Annotated in this window: 14 protein-coding genes; 9 read left to right on the top strand and 5 right to left on the bottom strand. The window is 59.6% G+C overall.

Annotated features, from left to right (window positions below; genetic code table 11):
• Positions 1–3: 3 nt before the first annotated feature.
• Genes tssM through ACP7EW_RS27765 form a run of 3 tightly spaced genes read left to right on the top strand, consistent with a single transcriptional unit; the run spans position 4 to position 4,906 of the window.
• The gene (gene tssM / locus ACP7EW_RS27775; RefSeq protein WP_426221264.1) at positions 4–3,354 is read left to right on the top strand and encodes a type VI secretion system membrane subunit TssM; all 3,351 of its coding nucleotides are present in this window, start codon (positions 4–6) and stop codon (positions 3,352–3,354) included.
• The gene (locus ACP7EW_RS27770; protein ID WP_426221262.1) at positions 3,351–4,064 is read left to right on the top strand and encodes a PP2C family protein-serine/threonine phosphatase; all 714 of its coding nucleotides are present in this window, start codon (positions 3,351–3,353) and stop codon (positions 4,062–4,064) included. Before tssM ends, ACP7EW_RS27770 begins: the two co-directional genes overlap by 4 nt.
• Positions 4,061–4,906 carry a serine/threonine-protein kinase gene (locus ACP7EW_RS27765; protein WP_426221260.1) on the top strand — a complete coding sequence of 282 codons (846 nt, stop codon included), beginning with the start codon at positions 4,061–4,063 and terminating at the stop codon, positions 4,904–4,906. Before ACP7EW_RS27770 ends, ACP7EW_RS27765 begins: the two co-directional genes overlap by 4 nt.
• 4 nt (positions 4,907–4,910) lie before the next feature.
• Here the strand turns inward: ACP7EW_RS27765 and ACP7EW_RS27760 are convergent, their stop codons facing one another.
• Both ACP7EW_RS27760 and ACP7EW_RS27755 read right to left on the bottom strand, forming a co-directional pair.
• Positions 4,911–5,240 (bottom strand): DUF6388 family protein, encoded by a 330-nt coding sequence (locus ACP7EW_RS27760; protein ID WP_033902371.1) that lies wholly within the window; start codon positions 5,238–5,240, stop codon positions 4,911–4,913.
• Between the two features lie 13 nt (positions 5,241–5,253).
• Positions 5,254–5,520, bottom strand: coding sequence for a hypothetical protein (locus ACP7EW_RS27755; protein ID WP_426221258.1), 267 nt, complete (start codon positions 5,518–5,520; stop codon positions 5,254–5,256).
• Positions 5,521–5,816: 296 nt separating this feature from the next.
• Here ACP7EW_RS27755 and ACP7EW_RS27750 point away from each other — a divergent pair, with 296 nt between their 5' ends.
• Positions 5,817–7,892 carry an EAL domain-containing protein gene (locus ACP7EW_RS27750; RefSeq protein WP_426221256.1) on the top strand — a complete coding sequence of 692 codons (2,076 nt, stop codon included), beginning with the start codon at positions 5,817–5,819 and terminating at the stop codon, positions 7,890–7,892.
• On the opposite strand, the gene ACP7EW_RS27745 is transcribed toward ACP7EW_RS27750, so the two are convergent.
• The 3 genes from ACP7EW_RS27745 to ACP7EW_RS27735 are packed head-to-tail and all read right to left on the bottom strand — an operon-like array spanning position 7,889 to position 11,163.
• The gene (locus tag ACP7EW_RS27745) at positions 7,889–8,722 is read right to left on the bottom strand and encodes a metal-dependent hydrolase (RefSeq protein ID WP_426221254.1); all 834 of its coding nucleotides are present in this window, start codon (positions 8,720–8,722) and stop codon (positions 7,889–7,891) included. The genes ACP7EW_RS27750 and ACP7EW_RS27745 overlap by 4 nt on opposite strands.
• 15 nt (positions 8,723–8,737) lie before the next feature.
• Positions 8,738–9,628 carry an SDR family NAD(P)-dependent oxidoreductase gene (locus ACP7EW_RS27740; RefSeq protein WP_426221252.1) on the bottom strand — a complete coding sequence of 297 codons (891 nt, stop codon included), beginning with the start codon at positions 9,626–9,628 and terminating at the stop codon, positions 8,738–8,740.
• Positions 9,625–11,163 (bottom strand): flavin-containing monooxygenase, encoded by a 1,539-nt coding sequence (locus ACP7EW_RS27735; protein ID WP_426221250.1) that lies wholly within the window; start codon positions 11,161–11,163, stop codon positions 9,625–9,627. The genes ACP7EW_RS27740 and ACP7EW_RS27735 overlap by 4 nt, the downstream gene beginning before the upstream one ends.
• Before the next feature lie 204 nt (positions 11,164–11,367).
• On the opposite strand from ACP7EW_RS27735, the gene ACP7EW_RS27730 reads away from it, so the two are divergent.
• The 5 genes from ACP7EW_RS27730 to ACP7EW_RS27710 all read left to right on the top strand — a co-directional run bounded on the left by ACP7EW_RS27730 (position 11,368) and on the right by ACP7EW_RS27710 (position 16,924).
• A complete protein-coding gene (locus ACP7EW_RS27730) occupies positions 11,368–12,429 on the top strand; it encodes an alpha/beta fold hydrolase (protein WP_426221248.1) in 1,062 nt (353 codons plus the stop codon).
• A 294-nt stretch (positions 12,430–12,723) separates the two neighbouring features.
• Positions 12,724–14,004 carry an alkane 1-monooxygenase gene (locus ACP7EW_RS27725; protein WP_426221246.1) on the top strand — a complete coding sequence of 427 codons (1,281 nt, stop codon included), beginning with the start codon at positions 12,724–12,726 and terminating at the stop codon, positions 14,002–14,004.
• A 131-nt stretch (positions 14,005–14,135) separates the two neighbouring features.
• On the top strand, positions 14,136–14,630 hold the full coding sequence (gene praA / locus ACP7EW_RS27720; protein ID WP_034106166.1) for an alkane oxidation protein activator PraA: 495 nt from the start codon (positions 14,136–14,138) through the stop codon (positions 14,628–14,630).
• A gap of 132 nt (positions 14,631–14,762) precedes the next feature.
• Positions 14,763–15,266 (top strand): alkane oxidation protein activator PraB, encoded by a 504-nt coding sequence (gene praB / locus ACP7EW_RS27715; RefSeq protein WP_177112273.1) that lies wholly within the window; start codon positions 14,763–14,765, stop codon positions 15,264–15,266.
• 200 nt (positions 15,267–15,466) lie between these two features.
• Positions 15,467–16,924 carry an outer membrane protein transport protein gene (locus tag ACP7EW_RS27710; RefSeq protein WP_177112271.1) on the top strand — a complete coding sequence of 486 codons (1,458 nt, stop codon included), beginning with the start codon at positions 15,467–15,469 and terminating at the stop codon, positions 16,922–16,924.
• The last annotated feature ends 13 nt before the right edge of the window (positions 16,925–16,937 follow it).

The raw sequence follows: 16,937 nt of genomic DNA, 5'->3' as shown, positions 1-16,937 counted from the left end.
TGGATGAACGCATTTTTCATGGGCGTGGGGACGGTGCTGCGCAAAAGTTGGCTGTGGAGCTTGTTGCTGGTGTTGTCCAGTGCACTGCTGATTTGGTTTTTCGGGCCTTTACTGGCGGTGGATGACTACCGTTTCTGGCAGAGCCCGACATCCCGGTTACTGACCATCAGCGGGTTGCTGCTGTTGTGGGGGCTGTCGATGGTCGTGGTGGGTACTCGCCGTACCGCTCGTTTGAATCAGCATGAGCACCACGAGCAACATCAGCGTCAGGCATTGATCAACGACGAAACAAGGCAGGTGCAGGGGCGCTTCAAGGAGGCCCTGCACACGCTGAAAAGCTCCCGACACTATGGTGACCGCAGCGAGCGCTGGCGAAACGAGTTGCCCTGGTACCTGTTGATTGGCGAGCAAGGCAGTGGCAAGACCAGCCTGTTGGCTGCCAACGGCGTGCAGTCTCTGTTAGGGCGACCAGAAACCGTGCTCCCAGGCACTACGCCTTACTGTGACTGGTATTTTGCCGAAGAGGCCGTGATGGTCGAGACGGCCGGCCGCTACCTGGGCCAGCCAGACCCCTTGGTTGATGCTGCGGGATGGATGACACTCCTTGGGCTGCTCAAGTCGCGACGCCGGGCGCGGCCACTCAATGGCGTGGTGGTCACGTTGTCTGTCGATACACTTTCTAGCAGCAATGAGCACGACCTGGAGCGTCATGCGCGTCATGTACGTAGCCGCTTGCAGGACATCCAGCAGACATTGCATGCGGATGTTCCGGTCTATCTGGTGTTGACCCAGGCTGATCGGTTGGCCGGGTTTGTCGAGTTCTTTGACGCGCAGCAGGGCGACGGCGCAGAAGTCGTCTTGGGTGGGCACCTGGTGACAGGTACCGCCGACACAGACATCGCTCAGGTGAGAGAGGCGTTCGAGAACCTTTTGCAGCGTCTGGGCGCGGAGCTGATCCCGCGCTTGCATCAGGAGCGAAATATCGCGCGTCGACGCCGGATACTGGACTTTCCACGGCAGGTCGCACACATCGGTGACCGCCTGTGCCTGTTTATCGAGACTGGATTTTCCGCCTATCGCTACCCACACATCAATGGTTTGCGAGGGTTCTACCTGACCTGTGCGAAGACTGCCGATGTACGGCCTCATTTTGTCCAAGGCCTGTTCAATCGCGTGATTTTTGCCGAAGCCGATCTTGCCGGACTGCGTAGCCCTGAGCGGCAGCGCATACATCGGCGTCATGGGCTGATGGCGCTGGCTGCGTCGGTGGTCATCGGCACGGCGGGGGCGTTGTGGACGCACAGTTACACCTTCAACCATCAGCGGTTGGTGCAACTACTGGGATTGATCAACACCCATCCCTCTACACAACAAGGGGACGACGAGAGCCTCGCACTGTTGACGCTGCTGGACAGTCGCCTGGCTGCAACGCAAGTGTTTCCACCGCTGGCCGAAGCACGTTGGGTTGATCGGGCTGGCTTGTATCAGGGAGAGGTGAGTTATCCGCTGCTGGCCAGCGCCTATGACCAAGCCTTGCAGCAGTATTTACTGCCGTACGTGACCAGGCTGCTCGAAGGACGAGTACGAGGCAGCCTGGGTGACCGCGGGCAATTGCTGGACAGCCTGCGTGCCTACCTGATGCTTAATTTGCGTGAGCGGCGTGATGTGGGGTGGCTGGCAGAGCACGTGGCAGGTCATTGGCGGGGGGACACTTCGACACATAAGCGTCTGAACGAGCACTTTATGCGGCTCCTTGAGCGACCATTCCTGGTGCCATTGAATGAAGAGTTGGTCGCCCAGGCTCGCTTGGTGTTGCGTGGTGAGTCGCTGGCAGAGGTGGTCTACCGGGCGCTGCGGGAACAAGCGCGGAGCCTGGAGCCTTACCGTCTGGCCGAAGGCCCGGCGTTTTCCAGCTCAGGGCCCCCTATACCGGGGTTCTACACCCAAAAATACCTGCAGGTTTTCGAAACACAGGGCGCTCAATGGGTCAATGCCATCGCCCAGGACAATTGGGTACTCGGGGAAAGCTCCGACCTCAGCGCCACGGAATTACGCCGGTTGATGCTGGCGCTGGAGCAACGCTATTTCAGTGAATACGCCGATGCCTGGAGTGACGCCCTGGGTCGGGTCAGGCTGCAGGACAGTGGCAGCCTGCGCCAAGGCGCGGAGCAACTTGCGGGCCTCACATCAGCCCAGTCGGCCTTGGTGCAGTTGCTGCAGCAAGTGCGCGAAAACACGCGGTTAGTGCCGATCCCCGATCGGTTTGAGGCGGTGAGCTCGCACGTTGGCGAACTGGGCGCTGCGACTTCCAAGGTTCTGGCCAGAACACCCCTGCCAGATACGGCCCGGCGTGCATTGCAACGCCGCTTCGAACCCTTGCACCAATTGCTCGACGAAGAGCAGAACCCAGGCGGCGAGTTGACACAGGCATTGCGCTTGCTTGATGAGCTGCAGTTGCAATTGCTGGCGCTCAACCGGGATAGCTCGCCGGAGCAGGCCGCGTTCAAAATGGCCAGGCAGCGGATGGATGGGCAGCAGCCGCTGTTGGGCAAACTGCGTGATACGGCGGCCCGCTTCCCGCAGCCGCTCAAAGGTTGGTTCGAGGGTATTGCCGACCAAACTTGGCGCCACCTGCTTGATGATGCGTATGGGTACGTGAATCAGCGTTATCAAAGCGAGGTCTACGGCCTCTATGCGAAAGCCATCCAACGCCGATACCCGTTCGATGCCCACACCGGCAGCGACGTCGCCCTAGGCGATTTTCAGGCGTTCTTCAAGCCACGGGGCGCGCTGGCGCGCTTTTATGAGGGGTACCTGCGGCCATTTGTCAGTGTCGAGGGCGACCGTTATCGCATGCGGGCCCTGGAGGGGCGCAGCCTGCCAATGTCGCGTTCGGTTTTGGACCAATTGACCCGGGCGCAGACCATTCGCCAGGGTTTTTTCACCGAGGACCAGGGTGATTGGGCTGTACGGTTCACGTTGGCGCCCTATAGTTTGGACCAGGCCGTCAGCCGGGCGACGTTGCGCGTCGGCGATCAGCAGTTGGAGTACCGCCACGGCCCGATCGTGCCAATGGCATTCCGCTGGCCGATCGAAGCCGACAATGGTCGCAGCAGCCTGGTGCTGGAGCGCGGTGCACAGCGGCCGTTGGGGATCGAGAAGGACAGTGGCGCCTGGTCGTTGTTCCGGTTTTTCGACCTGCTGCAAAGCGAGCCTGCCAGCGGCCGGGATGCGCAGATTCTCAAGGCTGACCTGGCAGGCCTGCGGGCCAATTACCTGCTCACCAGCCAACGCAACCCGAGCCCGTTCCAGATGGCAACATGGCGCACGTTCCGCCTGCCGGAACAATTGTGAGTGGGCCGCACGCATGGCGCAGTGCCGGGCGCACGGCACAAGGCAAAAGCCGTGCGCGCAACGAAGATGCTCTCCTCGATTGTCCACAACGGGGTTGTTGGGCGGTCGCTGACGGCATGGGCGGTCATCAGGCCGGGAATGTCGCCAGCCAGTGGGTGGTCGACAGCCTTGCCGCACTGCCAGGCAAGGGCGGCTTTGACCAACGGATCGAGGCCGTCCGCCTTTGCCTGCGTGGCCTCGACAGTCAGTTGCAACCCGTCGATGGCGGGGCGGGCATCATGGGCAGTACGGTGGTTGTGCTGTTGCTCGAACCCAACCGTGCGGCCTGTATCTGGGCTGGGGACAGTCGATGCTATCTCTGGCGGGGTCAGCGGCTCTATCAACTGTCACGCGATCACTCCTTGCAGCAGCAACTGATCGACCGCCAGCAGTTGAGTCCAGAACTGGCCCAGGCTCACCCAGGCAGCAGGGCCTTGACCCGAGCGGTCGGAGGCCGGCAGCCGCTGAGCCTGGAGATACTGGAGTTACGCACCCAACCCGGGGACGTGTTTTTGTTATGCAGCGATGGCTTGTACCAGGGGCTCACTCATAGGGAGTTGGGGCGTGCCATGAGCGCCGGTACGCCACGGCAGGTCGTGGACCGGCTGTTCCACGACGTATTGCGCGGCGCGGCACGCGATGACCTTACCGGCGTGGTGATTCAGCCATGAACGCGACGGTAGGCCCACCGAGCCTGCTTGCGGGGCGTTATCAGCTTGAACGCATCCTGGGTACTGGGGGGATGGGCGTGGTCTATCGCGCCCGGGATCTGCTGCATGAAGCATTTGGCGAGCCAGACTGCCGCGTGGCGCTGAAGTTGCTGGGCGAGAGCCTGTCCGCGTCGGCTGACGCTCATGTGCTTCTCTACAGCGAATTCGCCCTGACCAGAAGCCTGCGACATGATCATGTGGTGCGGGCATTTTCTTTTGAGGTGGACACGGCGCACCAAGTGGCATTTTTTACCATGGAAGTCATGCCCGGCCTGACGCTGGATCGCATGCTCCTGGAGTGTCCGCAGGGATTGCCCTGGCAAGAGCTGCAGCCCATGGCCCTGCAACTGCTGGATGCACTGGCCTACACCCATCGGCAAGGTGTCCTGCATGGCGATGTGAAACCGGCGAATATCATGGTGAGCGAGCAGGGCGTGCGCCTGTTTGATTTTGGCTTGGGTCACGCCGAGGCCCAGGTCAGGTCAGGATTACCGGGTTTGAGCCGAAGCCGCCTGAATGCCTGGACCCCTGCGTATGCGGCGCCGGAGTTGATGGCCGGAGGATTGCCGTCCGCCAGCGCCGATCTGTACGGAGCTGCCTGTGTGCTCTATGAGCTGGCAGAGGGCCGGCGGCCTGGGGAGCGCCAATGTCATCAGCGACTGCCTCGGCCCCGGCAATTGCCCAGGCAGTACTGGCCTTCGTTACGTTCAGCATTGGCCATGGACCCCGAGCAGCGCACCTTAGGGGTCGCGGAGCTGCGCGAAGGGTTGGCCAATCGACGGCGCTTGTGGTTCGTGGGGTGATGGGTCAACCGGCCAAATCATGCAACTGGCGGTATTCGTCCCAGCTCAGGCCGGCCATCTGTGCCACTTCCTTATGCACTTCAAGACGTTGGGCTTCAAAGTCTTCGGGGGATTCGGCGGTGAGTTTAAGGGTCAACTCCCAGGCAAACAGGCCCTGGCGTTCGGCCTCTGCTTCGAAGGCCTCATGCAGCCGTTCGGCGCGATAGTGCGCCAGGGTTTCGCCCTTGGCTTGAGCCGCCAGCGGGTTCAGGGTGTTGAGTTCCACGGCTACATCGGGGTGTTCGTTGAGAAACCGGTCCAATGCCAGTTGGTGGTTATCGCCGGGTGGTGACAAAGGCTTGCTCCAATCAATGGCCGGGCTTTGGACGGTGGCCGGCGCTAAGGCGGCGGGCGCGCTTGCGTAGTCGGCGGTGGGTCCAGGCGCGTATGGGGGTGAGTAAAAACAATAACAGATAGGCGATCAACACCAGGGGCAGGTCCAGGGAACCCTCGTCGGCGGATCCCGTCATTCGTTCGATCACGCCCTTGCTGATCAACAGCAGCGTAACCCCGAATACCCACAGCAGGATGTTGAAAAACAGCGGGCGTACGTTTATTGACAGCTTGTCTTGCATATCCAGCTTCTCTCCCTGGTGCCTGCTTCCTTCGCAGGCAGCCGTCCATGAATACGGCGAATCCATTGCGTAATACAGGCGCCGATAATACTCATTGAAGCAGATTCGGCGGTTGGCCCAGGTTAGAAAACTCAATTATTTTTAAAATCCCGGGGTTTGCCTGTCATCCATTACGGAAAAAACACCTGGTTGAATGGCAAAAGGCTTTCGCTCACTGTGCCAGGACGTGTAGCGTTAGCCCCGTGTTTCCGGCCCTGCCTTCCAGGGACAGTGGGCGATGGGCAGAGGAATGGGTCATGGCGCAAACGCTGTTCAAGCTTTTCTTCACCCAACGTCTGGCCGCCTTGGCCAGCACTGAGTCTCTTCGAGCGATCCGCGAAGGTTTGTTGTGGATCCTGCCATGCCTGTTGGTGTCTGCCGGCTTCCTGATCCTGTCGGAATGCGCACGGGTGCTGGGCTTCGATCCGCAAGTGGTGACGTTCCTTGCAGGCTTGCACAATCAAATCAGCTCAGTGATCCCGCTGTTGGTCGCTGCGTCCATCGGTTACATGCTGGCAATTCAGTATCGCCTGCCACAACTGCCGGTGGCGTTCCTGTGTCTGGCTCATGTGGTGGTGGCGACGTTTATCCTGCGCGAATATCCCCGTGCTTCGGCCACCTTCGTCCTGTTTATTGCGATTGCTTCGCCGCTGTTGAATGTGCCGGCGATTGGCTGGCTGCACCGTTACCGCTGGACTCGCTTGGTCAACGAAGATTTGGTAGGCCACAACCTGCGGGGCACGATCAATATGGTGGTGCCGGGCGTCATCACCGCTCTGGGATTGGTGGTGGTGCTGTCCTTGCTGTTGCAGGTGCCGTATGTGGCGCAACTGCAGGGACCCCAAGTACTCGATGCCCTGGAGTCGCCCTACGGCAGCGGGCTGTTCGTGACCCTGATGAATTCGTTGCTGTGGTTTTTCGGCATTCATGGCGTGTACGCCATGCAACCGCTGTTCGATGTGCTGGACCAGGCGGTGGTGCTGAACAGTACGGCGCTGGCAGCGGGCGAGCCGATCAAATATATGTTGAACAGCGGGCTGCTCGGCAGCTTTGCGTTTATCGGCGGCTCCGGCGGTGCGTTGTGCCTGTTGCTGGCGATCCTGCTGTTTTCCAAAAGCCAGTCCATGCGCTTGTTGGCGGTGGCGAGCCTGCCGCTGTCACTGTTCAACGTCAGCGAAGTGCTGTTGTTCGGTTTGCCCATCATCCTCAACCCGCGCTTGTTCATCCCGTTTCTGATCGTACCCGCATTGAATGCCATGGTGGCGTTGACGGTGGTGCAGATGGGCTGGGTGTCGCCTGCGGTGGTCAGCGTTCCATTCACAGCGCCTGTTCTACTCAATGCCTACTTGAGCACGCACGGCGACCTCGCGGCAGTGGCGCTGCAACTGACGCTGCTGGGCCTGGGCACTTTGGTGTATGCGCCCTATGTGCGCGCGATTCATCGCCAGGCTACCGAGGGGGGCACGGTCTACCTCAAGTCCCTGGACATGACCTTCCGGGGTCTTGAAGAAAAGGGCCGGCTGCGTGAACTGGACCCGGTGCTCGCGTCCCACAAGACCCTGGCGCGCCAGGCCAATGAATTGAGCCGCATCCAACAAATCAGTGACTACGAGTTCTACCTCGAATTCCAGCCGCAGGTCTCGACCCGCACAGGCCTGTGCACCGGTTGTGAAGCACTGATGCGCGCCCGCGATGCCCAGGGCAAGGTGCATTCGCCGTGGGAGTTCCTGCAATGGCTGGCCCAGGCGCGGTTGATGCCGGATGTGGATGTGTGGGTAGCGTCCCAGGCGGTCCGCCAATACCAGAAGTGGCAGAAACTCGGCTTTGCCTTGCCGATGACCATCAATATATCCAGCGCGACCCTGACCGACGCCGCCTACGGCGAGCGCCTTGTGGAAATCCTGGCCCAGGCCCACGGGCAGGTCTCGGTGGAAATCACCGAAGACGCACTGGTCAGCGATATCCAAGTCACGCGCCAGACCATCCAGAAGCTGCAAGCCATTGGCGCCAAGGTCTATATCGATGACTTCGGCACCGGGTTTTCGGCCTTGAGTTACCTGCATCAGTTTCCGGTGGATTTCATCAAGATCGACCGCAGTTTCGTGGTGGCCCAGCACGATCCCAAGGGGGCCCAGGTCATGACCGGCATGCTGCGCTTCTGTGAGGCGCTGAACCTGGGCGTGGTGGTGGAAGGCGTGGAGACGGCCGAGCAGTTGGCCTTCCTCAACACCGGCGCCGAATTGATCATCCAAGGCTGGTATTTCAGCAAGGCACTGCCGGGCGATCAGTTGGAAGGCTTTGTGCGTGAACGCGCCGCCTTGGCGCAAGCCTAATAGCCGCGTTGGGTCTGCTCGATGTCCTCGACCAGGTCGTCAATCCCGGCCAGGCGCGCACGGTTGTCATGATCCCAGGGGTGGAAGCCGGGTTTGAAGTAATGCAGCCACGGCACCAGCATCCGTGGGAAAACGCCCTTGGGCCCATACAGAAATTTCAGCATGCGCCAGAGGCCTTTCAGGTGTCCGCCGCACTTGCGGTCGGCGATCAGCAGGCGCAGGTGGAAGTCGAAGACCACCAGCCAGAAAAACACCGTGGTGGTGAGCATGGTCCCGGTGCGCAGCAAATAGCGCTTGGGTCCGGGCTTGATCACCGTGTTCCAGACATCAAAGGCCACCGCCTTATGTTCGGTTTCCTCCAGCGCGTGCCAGTACCACATCTGTTGGTAGCCCTTGAGTGACTCGCCGAAGCGGGACGGGTCGCTCAACAGGATTTCGGCCAGCATCGCGGTGTAGTGTTCAAGGGCAATGGTCACGGCCAGGTTGAAGGACGCTGGCAGGTGTTTTTTCTGCAGGTCCAGGATAAATTTCAGCCGGCGGTCCAGGGTATGCGCGGGCAAGCCGGCGGCTTGCAGCAAGTCGTTGTAGGCCACGTGTTCGCGGCTGTGCATCGCCTCCTGGCCAATAAAACCCTGGATCTCTTTCTTCAGCACGGGGTCGTCGATGCGTTGGCGGTAGTGGCGCACGCTGTCCATGAAAAACAGCTCGCCCTGAGGGAACAGCAGCGACAGGGCATTGAAGAAATGCGTGATGAACGGACCCTGTTCATGCCAGTCCTTGATGCGCTCGGCGGGCAGGGTGAAACGGATGTCACGGCGGATCGGCAACATGGTGCGTGCTCCTGTTCAGAGGCGGGGCTCGTCGTTGGGTTCAAGTACCGGCGTGCGGGGCTTTGGCGCCATGCGTTTGCTGGCAAACACCACCAGGGCTTGATAGGCCGCCGGCAGGCAGCGGGCGAGCAGGTCGAGGCAATACGCGTCGCGGCCGATCAGCACACGGCGCTTGTTTTTGCGTACCCCGTGCAGGATCACTTTGGCGGCCTGGTCGGCGTCGGTGATGAACAGCTTTTCGAAGTCGGCGCGGGCTTGCTGTTCGCTGTGGATCAGGAACCCCGTCATGTTCGCGTCGATACGGCTGCTGCGGCAGATATCGGTGCGAATACCGCCAGGGTGCACGCAAGTGGCCGATACACCGCAGCGTTGCAGGTCCAGCTCCTGGCGCAGGGATTCGGTAAAGCCGCGCACGGCAAACTTGGTGGCGTTGTAGCCGCTCATGCCCGGTTGGGCAAACAGGCCGAACACGCTGGAGGTGTTGATGATATGGCCATCGCCTGAGGCTTTCAGGTACGGCAGAAACGCCTTGGTGCCGTAGACCACGCCCCAGAAGTTGATGCCGACGATCCATTCCAGGTCGGCGTAGTCCACACCCTCTACGGTGCTCGACAGGGCCACCCCGGCATTGTTGAACACCAGGTTGACCTGTCCGTGATCGGCCACGCAGCGTGCAGCCCACGCCACCATGGCCTGGCGATCGGACACATCCAGTACCTGGGTGGTGATCAGCACAGGCGCCAGGGTCGAAGTTTTGATCAGCGCCGACGTCTGTTCCAGCCCCTGGCTGTTTTTATCCACCAGTGCCAGGTGGCAACCTTCCCGTGCCAAGGCTAATGCCAACGCGCGACCCATGCCCGACGCCGCGCCGGTAATGGCCGCCACGCGGCCGTTGAATGACTTCATGACAGGCTCCCTTCGGCAGCGGAATGGGCAGCGGGCACAGGACGGTCGGGCGCATTGATCGGCACCAGGCTGGCCACGTAATCCTTGAGCGCAAACTGGCGCGTGACCTGCTTGAAGCGCCAAGTCGAGCCGGGCCACAAGGTGGTGTTCTTGCCAGTGCGAGGGTCGAGGTACCAGCTCTGGCAACCGCCGGTATTCCAGATAGTGCGCTTGAGTTTGTCTTGCAACTGTTGGTTGAAGGCGCTTTCCACGCTGGGTTTGACGTCCACACTGGCGATGCGATGCCGCTGCATTTGCTTGAGTGCATCGAGGATGTAAGTGACCTGGGCTTCGATCATCAGGATCATCGAGTTATGCCCCAGGCCGGTGTTGGGGCCGACGATCAGGAACAGGTTGGGATAGCCGGGCACCGTGGTGCCCTTGTAGGCATGGGCGCCGTCTTGCCAGGTGTCCATCAGGTCGACGCCGCCGCGCCCGATGATGCAGTCGCGGGGCAGGGGATCGGTGGCCTGGAAGCCGGTGCCGAAGATCAGGCAGTCGGCCGGGTGCTTGATACCGTCGGCGGTGATCACCCCGTCAGCTTCGATGCGCTGCACGGTGTCGGTGACCACCTCGACGTTACTGCGCGACAGCGCGGGGTAGTAGTCATTGGAGATCAGCACGCGCTTGCAGCCGATGGTGTAGTCCGGGGTCAGGGTCTTGCGCAGGGAAGGGCGCGCCACTTGTTTGTGCAGGTGGCGCAGGGCGATTTTCTGCACCATTTTCATCAGCCGTGGGTGCAGGGCAAAGCCGACCACGCGGCCTTCCAGCGCCCAATAAAAAGCGCCACGTACCAGGCGTTGGGTGAAGGGCAGATGCTTGAACAACCAGCGTTCGAAAGGCGAGATCGCCCGGTCGGGCTTGGGCATGATCCAGGGTGGAGTGCGTTGGAACAGGTCCAGATGAGCCACCTGCGGCGCAATCTGCGGCACGAACTGAATGGCACTGGCGCCAGTGCCAATCACCGCCACGCGCTTGCCCTTCAAGGAATAGTCGTGGTCCCACTGCTGTGAGTGGAAGCGCTTGCCCTTGAAACTGTCGAGCCCCGGAATATCCGGCAGCGCCGGGCGCGACAGGCCGCCCATGCCCGAGACCAGCACCCGTGCACTGATCTGGCGACCATCGCTAAAGCGCAATTGCCAGCGCTGGTGTTGCTCATCGAAGACCGCCCGCTCAAGGCCCATGCCGAAACGCAAGTAGGGCGCCAGCCCGAAACGCGTGGCGCATTGCTCCAGGTAAGCGCGGATCTCCGCTTGCGGCGCGAACTGGCGAGTCCAGTCCGGGTTAGGCGCGAAGGAAAACGAATAGACGTGGGACTGCACATCACAGGCGCAGCCGGGGTAGTGGTTGTCACGCCAGGTGCCGCCGAGAGTATCGGCCTGCTCGGCGATAAAGAAGTCGGTGAACCCGGCCTCCTTGAGCTTGATCGCCATGCACAGGCCGGCAAAGCCGGAGCCGATGATGGCGATGTCGATGGCGTCGCGCTGGGCATTCATAAGCATTCCTTCATGGGCATCGGGTGTGCTCCTTTTCTTGTTGTGTCTTTTAGATAGAACACCATTGCAAAGAAAAATTGAATTACTTATTTTAAAAAAGATTTTAAATAATCTACCTGAAAATATCGCCTACGCTAGTCCCAGGTTCCTCATGTGCGACTTGTCCGACGGACAGGCACGACGTTCAGGTCCAGGGTGTGGACGATGGCTGAGGCCTTGATCAATTCCGGTCGGGTCGCCAGCCGCAGGGATGCAGAGGACCGAGCTATGGCTGTTGAATGGGTTATCGCTGCGGCTGTATTGATAGGCGCAAGCGCCGTTTTGTGGGGATTCAGCGCGTGGATGACGCGACGTATTGAAGCCGCCGTTCCGAACAACGGGCGCTTTGTGGAGGTGAATGGCGAGCGCTTTCATTATTACGAAGAGGGCAAGGGCCCACCGTTGGTGATGATTCACGGGCTTATGGGCAGTAGTCGCAACCTGACGTATGCCTTGTCCGGACAATTGCGTGACCAGTTCCGTGTCATCACGCTCGACCGCCCTGGATCGGGTTATTCCACACGCCACAAAGGCACCGCTGCGGACCTGCCAGCCCAGGCGCGGCAAGTGGCGGCGTTTATCGATGCGCTGGGCCTGGATAAACCCGTGGTGCTGGGGCATTCCCTGGGCGGGGCGATTTCCCTGGCGCTGGCCCTCGACCATCCCCACGCGGTGTCGGGGTTGGTGTTGGTGGCGCCACTGACCCATCCACAACCGACTTTACCCGTGGTGTTCTGGTCACTGGCGGTACGACCGGCCTGGCTGCGGCGCTGGGTGTCTCGCACCCTCACGGTGCCGATTGGGCTGTTGACGCGCCGCGCGGTGGTCAAAGGCGTGTTCGCACCGGACAGTGCCCCTGACGATTTCGCCACCCGTGGCGGGGGGCTGCTGGGCATGCGCCCCGACAACTTTTATGCCGCGTCCAGCGAGATCGCCCAGGTCAATGATGTCCTACCGGGCATGGTCAAGCGCTACCCGCAACTGACGCTGCCCATCAGCCTGATCTATGGCGCGCAGGACAAGGTCCTGGACTTTCGCAAGCACGGCCAGGCCCTGGCCGACAAGGTTCCGGGCCTGAAACTGCAGGTGGTGGAGGGGCGCGGGCATATGCTGCCGATCACCGCCACCGCGCGGGTGGTGGAGGCGGTGCACCACCTGGCCAAGCGTGCGCGGCCAGCGCAATCCGCTACGGTCCTGCATCCGCCGTTTGCGTTGGCAAGCAAATAGTCGTGGCACTCACTGCGGGTTGTACCGTCCGAAATGCTTGCCCTAGAGACCTGACCCGGCGGCTGAAAAAGAGACTGTCCGGTCACGTAAAAAAGGCCTCGAAAAAGTAGTTGACGACCTAACGATTCCGCGCTATTTCTTTAAAAAAATATTTCAATGTTTATTTTGAAATGATTTTTGAAATGCCTAAGAGCGAATAAAAATGAAAAAAACGTCTTTTATCGCATGGTTGATTTCCTGGAGCATTCAACGCTCCCTGAACCTGTTTTGCACTGCCAAGCAACGGTGGCTGCCATGAATCAGACACTGGCAGCGCCAAGCGTATGGACCGACGGCAAGCGCCACCTGTGGTGGTTGGGCATCATGCCCTTGGCCACGCCTTTGTTGTCCGGCGTCCTGGCCATCACCACCGGTATCCAGCAACTCTGGTGGGTCGGCGTATTGGTGATCTTCGGCCTGATCCCGCTGATCGATGGTTTGCTCGGTGAAGACGTGAGCAACCCGCCCGAATCCGCCGTCAGCCACCTTGAATCGCAAAGCTACTACCGCTGGATCGTCTACACCGGCGTACTGTTTGTCATCTCGTCGGTGGTGATCACCGGTTGGCTGGCTGCCGGCGGTATCGACTGGATCATCCAGGGTGGGCTGTTGCAGGCTGCCGCGAACCTGGAGCCGTCGAGTTGGCTGTCACATGCGGCCAGCTACCTCACCGCACGCACCCAGCTGCATGGCGAAGTGAGCTGGTTCACTTACCTGGGCATGGCCATGTCGACGGGCGCCGCCACCGGTATCGCGATCAACACCGCCCATGAACTGGGGCACAAACCCAATGCGCTGGAAGTGTTCCTGGCCAAAGTCACCTTGGCCCCGACCTTCTACGGTCACTTCTACACCGAGCACAACCGTGGCCACCACGTCCGTGTCGCCACGCCGGAGGATCCAGCTAGCTCGCGGCTGGGGGAGAGTTTCTGGGCCTTTCTGCCGCGCTCGGTGTGGTTCAGTGCCCGCTCGGCGTGGAACCTGGAACGCGAGCGCCTGCGCAAGCTCGGCCTGCCGGCCTGGCATTGGCAGAACGGCGTGCTCAGTGCCTGGATGTACAGCGTGGTGCTGTGGGGCGCGATGATCGCCTGGCTGGGAGCGGCAGTGATTCCGTTCCTGATTATCCAAGGCATCTACGGGTTTTCGCTGCTGGAAGTCGTGAACTATGTAGAACACTACGGGCTTAAACGTCAGAAGTTGCCCAATGGTCGTTATGAACGTTGTTCGCCACGGCATTCATGGAACAGCAATCGGATTGTTACCAATATCTTCCTGTTTCAACTGCAACGGCACTCCGATCACCATGCCAACCCCACTCGTAGTTATCAGTCGTTGCGTCATTTTGATGAATCGCCGCAACTTCCTTATGGCTACGCCAGCATGATTGTCTGGGCCTATGTGCCTTATTTGTGGCGGCGGCGCATGGACCATCGTGTGCTGAATCATTATGCGGGAGATATTACGCTGACCAATCTTCAGCCCTCACAACGCTTGAAGTACCTGGAGAAGTACAGCAACAGCGCTAAGCCTTTTTAAGTTCACGCCATACCGTGTGCGTACTCGGGGCCTGCGTGCCGCGCAGGTCTCTATCGCCCGAAAGTTTGCAAATGGATAGCCAGAAAGTTGTTTGCCCCGAACAAAAATAATTAAAGGGAAGGACGTACACCATGCAAGCACCTGCCAAGTTCACCACCCATATCGTATTGGCTGCGCTGGGCCTTATTGCCTATCACCAGGCCCAGGCAGCGCGCATCGAACCCGCCGGCAGTGCATTCACCGCCCAGGGCCCCATCAGTTTTTCCAAAGGCGCACTGATCAGTGCCGATTGCACCATCAAGGTGGCCGGCAAAGTCGCGGCGGATGGCTCATCGGTGAATGTCGACAAAGTCGAATTCGACGGCGGCCTCAAGTGCAGCCGGGTCGAAGCCATCAACCTGCCTTGGGTACTGGTCGCCAAAGACACCAAGAGCGGTTCCATGTCGAAGATCAGCGTGGATGTCCACGCCTTTGGTTTGGGCGGCAAATGCGGACCCTCGACCGCCGAGGGTACGTGGGATAACGCCACCGGAAAGTTGGAGGCCGCGAATGTACCGATTGGCGAAGACTGCACGATCAAGACGGTATCCATCAAGATGCCGCCCAACTTTAAAGTTGTTGAATAACCGTCTGATGTGACAGCGGTAATTGAATTGAGATTTGGCTGGAAAGGGAAGTTCTGCAGTTTCACCGTGACCTCTCGATCATGGCCATTACCCCTGGCGAAATGACTTCGCCATAACATGTGAGGAAAAACAATGAAAAGCTTTAAAACCCTCGTATCGTTGACTGCTTTGACTGTTTGCATGGGCGCTGCTTCGATGGCAAATGCTTATAGTATTACGCCGATCAATACTGACTTTACCGCCCCAGGCACCATCACGGTGAAGTCGCCTTCCTCGTTCCAGGCGGCCGTCAACTGCACCGCAACGTTCGCGGGCCGAGTTGACGGCGCCGGTGTAGCAAAAATCAATACGGTGACCGTCTCTGGTGGGGGCCTGTGCAATCTGCCACAGATCACTGGCTTGCCGTGGACCTTAACCGCGACCGGTCCTAACGGTACGCTGTCCGGAACCGTTTCCAACGTCGGCTACACCATCGCCAGCACCTTCCTTTACCCCGCATCCAACTGTGGTCCGAGCACTATCAACGTGGGTTACAACGGTTCCGCGCTGACCGCGAGCAACCAGACCCTCAGCGGCAGTTGCACTGTCGTAAGCCTGAGCGTAACCCCATCGCCGGCGCTGACCATCATTCCTTGATGCTCGCTTGAGAATGAAGGGCTGATCACCCGAAAAAGACAAGCGCCTCAGGTGGGGCGCTTGTTTCAGGGCGCCCGTTGCTCCTTTTGACTCGGGGTGTTCGTGGCCCTGTGAGTTTAATCAATAACCATCAGGAAAGACCAAGCAGCAGCAACTGTCGGCTGGGGCCGGTTCAGTGAGATAACAATAAGGAGTGCCGTATGAATAATAAGAAACAACAGGTACAGGTTCTGCTGGGGTTGGCGCTAATGGGTGGGGTGATGGTTGCCACGCCGGTACACGCCGGTGGTTTTTCCACGCCTACTTACGGCGCACCCGGTTGGGGGAGAGCGTTTGCCGGTGGTTCGCTGTTCAAGAATGACCCGAGTTCCGCCTACAACAACCCGGCTGCCATGGCTTTCGTAGAACACAACGTTGCGCAATTCACGGTCGATTACGCGCGCATCAAGATCAAGTACAAGGGGAGCGCCACTGATTATAAAGGTGACCCCATTGCCAATATCCCGATTGGGGATAATGGCTTTCCTGACGTACCCGCGGCCACGGTGAACAACAACGATGGGGGGCAAGGTGGTTTTACTGCCTGGTTGCCGACCGGATTCATGGTGATGCCGATTGGTGATCGTTTCGCGTTTGGTTTGAGCCAGGTCGTGCCCCAAGGCATGCGTTCGACGTGGAACGAAGACTCCAAATTTCGTGATTTTGCAGTCGATACCAAGATCGAAACCGTCGGCTTGACCGGCTCTCTTTCGTTCAAGGTCACTGATCAGTTTTCCATTGGCGGCGGCCTGATCGTTCAGCACAGCAAAGGGTTCGTCAGCCAGAACATCGATCTGTTTTCTGCCGCGTCCAATTCCACGAGCCCTGAACTGAATGGGGTGCAGTTGCCATCAGGCGTTGGCGGAGCGCTGATGCGAGTCAAGGTCGATAATATTTCGACAGGCTGGTTTACCGGTGTGACCTGGAAACCGACTGACCGAGACACGCTGGGGCTCAACTATCACGCCAAGATCAAGAACAAGATGACGGGCAAGTACAACATTCATACGGATGCCTACAACTATGCATTGATGACCCAACCCAGCCCGATAGGTGGGAATGGCACGTTGGTTGAAGTGGCTTATCCAGGCCTCAAGCTGTTCCCGGACGGTGCCCACGCCAGTACCCAACTGGATATTCCTGCTACCGCCGGTTTTGACTGGGTACACCAATTCAACGATCGCTTCACCTTGGGGGCGAGTGTGGTGTGGACGCAGTGGTCATCGTTCAAGGACCTCACGTTGAAATCTGGGGATATCGAGATCGTCTCTATTCCATACAACTACAAGGATACGTGGATGTATTCGGTCGGCGGCGACTTCCGTGCCACCGATGAGCTGACCCTGCGCGCCGGTGTGGCCATTGACCAGACTCCAACCCGCAACTCTACCCGTGACCCGCGGATTCCGGACGGCGACCGCACCTTCCTGTCATTCGGTGCCGGGTACGATGTGAAAGCGATCAAGGGTTTGAGCGTCGATGTCGCCTACTCGCACCAGTTTGTTCAGGAGGTCAAGTTGAAGACCAAGAACGTCGATCGCCTGGGGGGCGCCAGTCTTGACGGTAAAGCCGAGTCTTCAGGCGACGTGGTCAGCCTGTCGGCCACCTACGCGTTCTGATAGTTCGTACGGG

Source organism: Pseudomonas sp. DWRC2-2 (assembly GCF_049897885.1).
Taxonomy (GTDB): domain Bacteria; phylum Pseudomonadota; class Gammaproteobacteria; order Pseudomonadales; family Pseudomonadaceae; genus Aquipseudomonas; species Aquipseudomonas azotoformans_A.
This window is presented reverse-complemented; position numbering and strand designations above follow the sequence as displayed.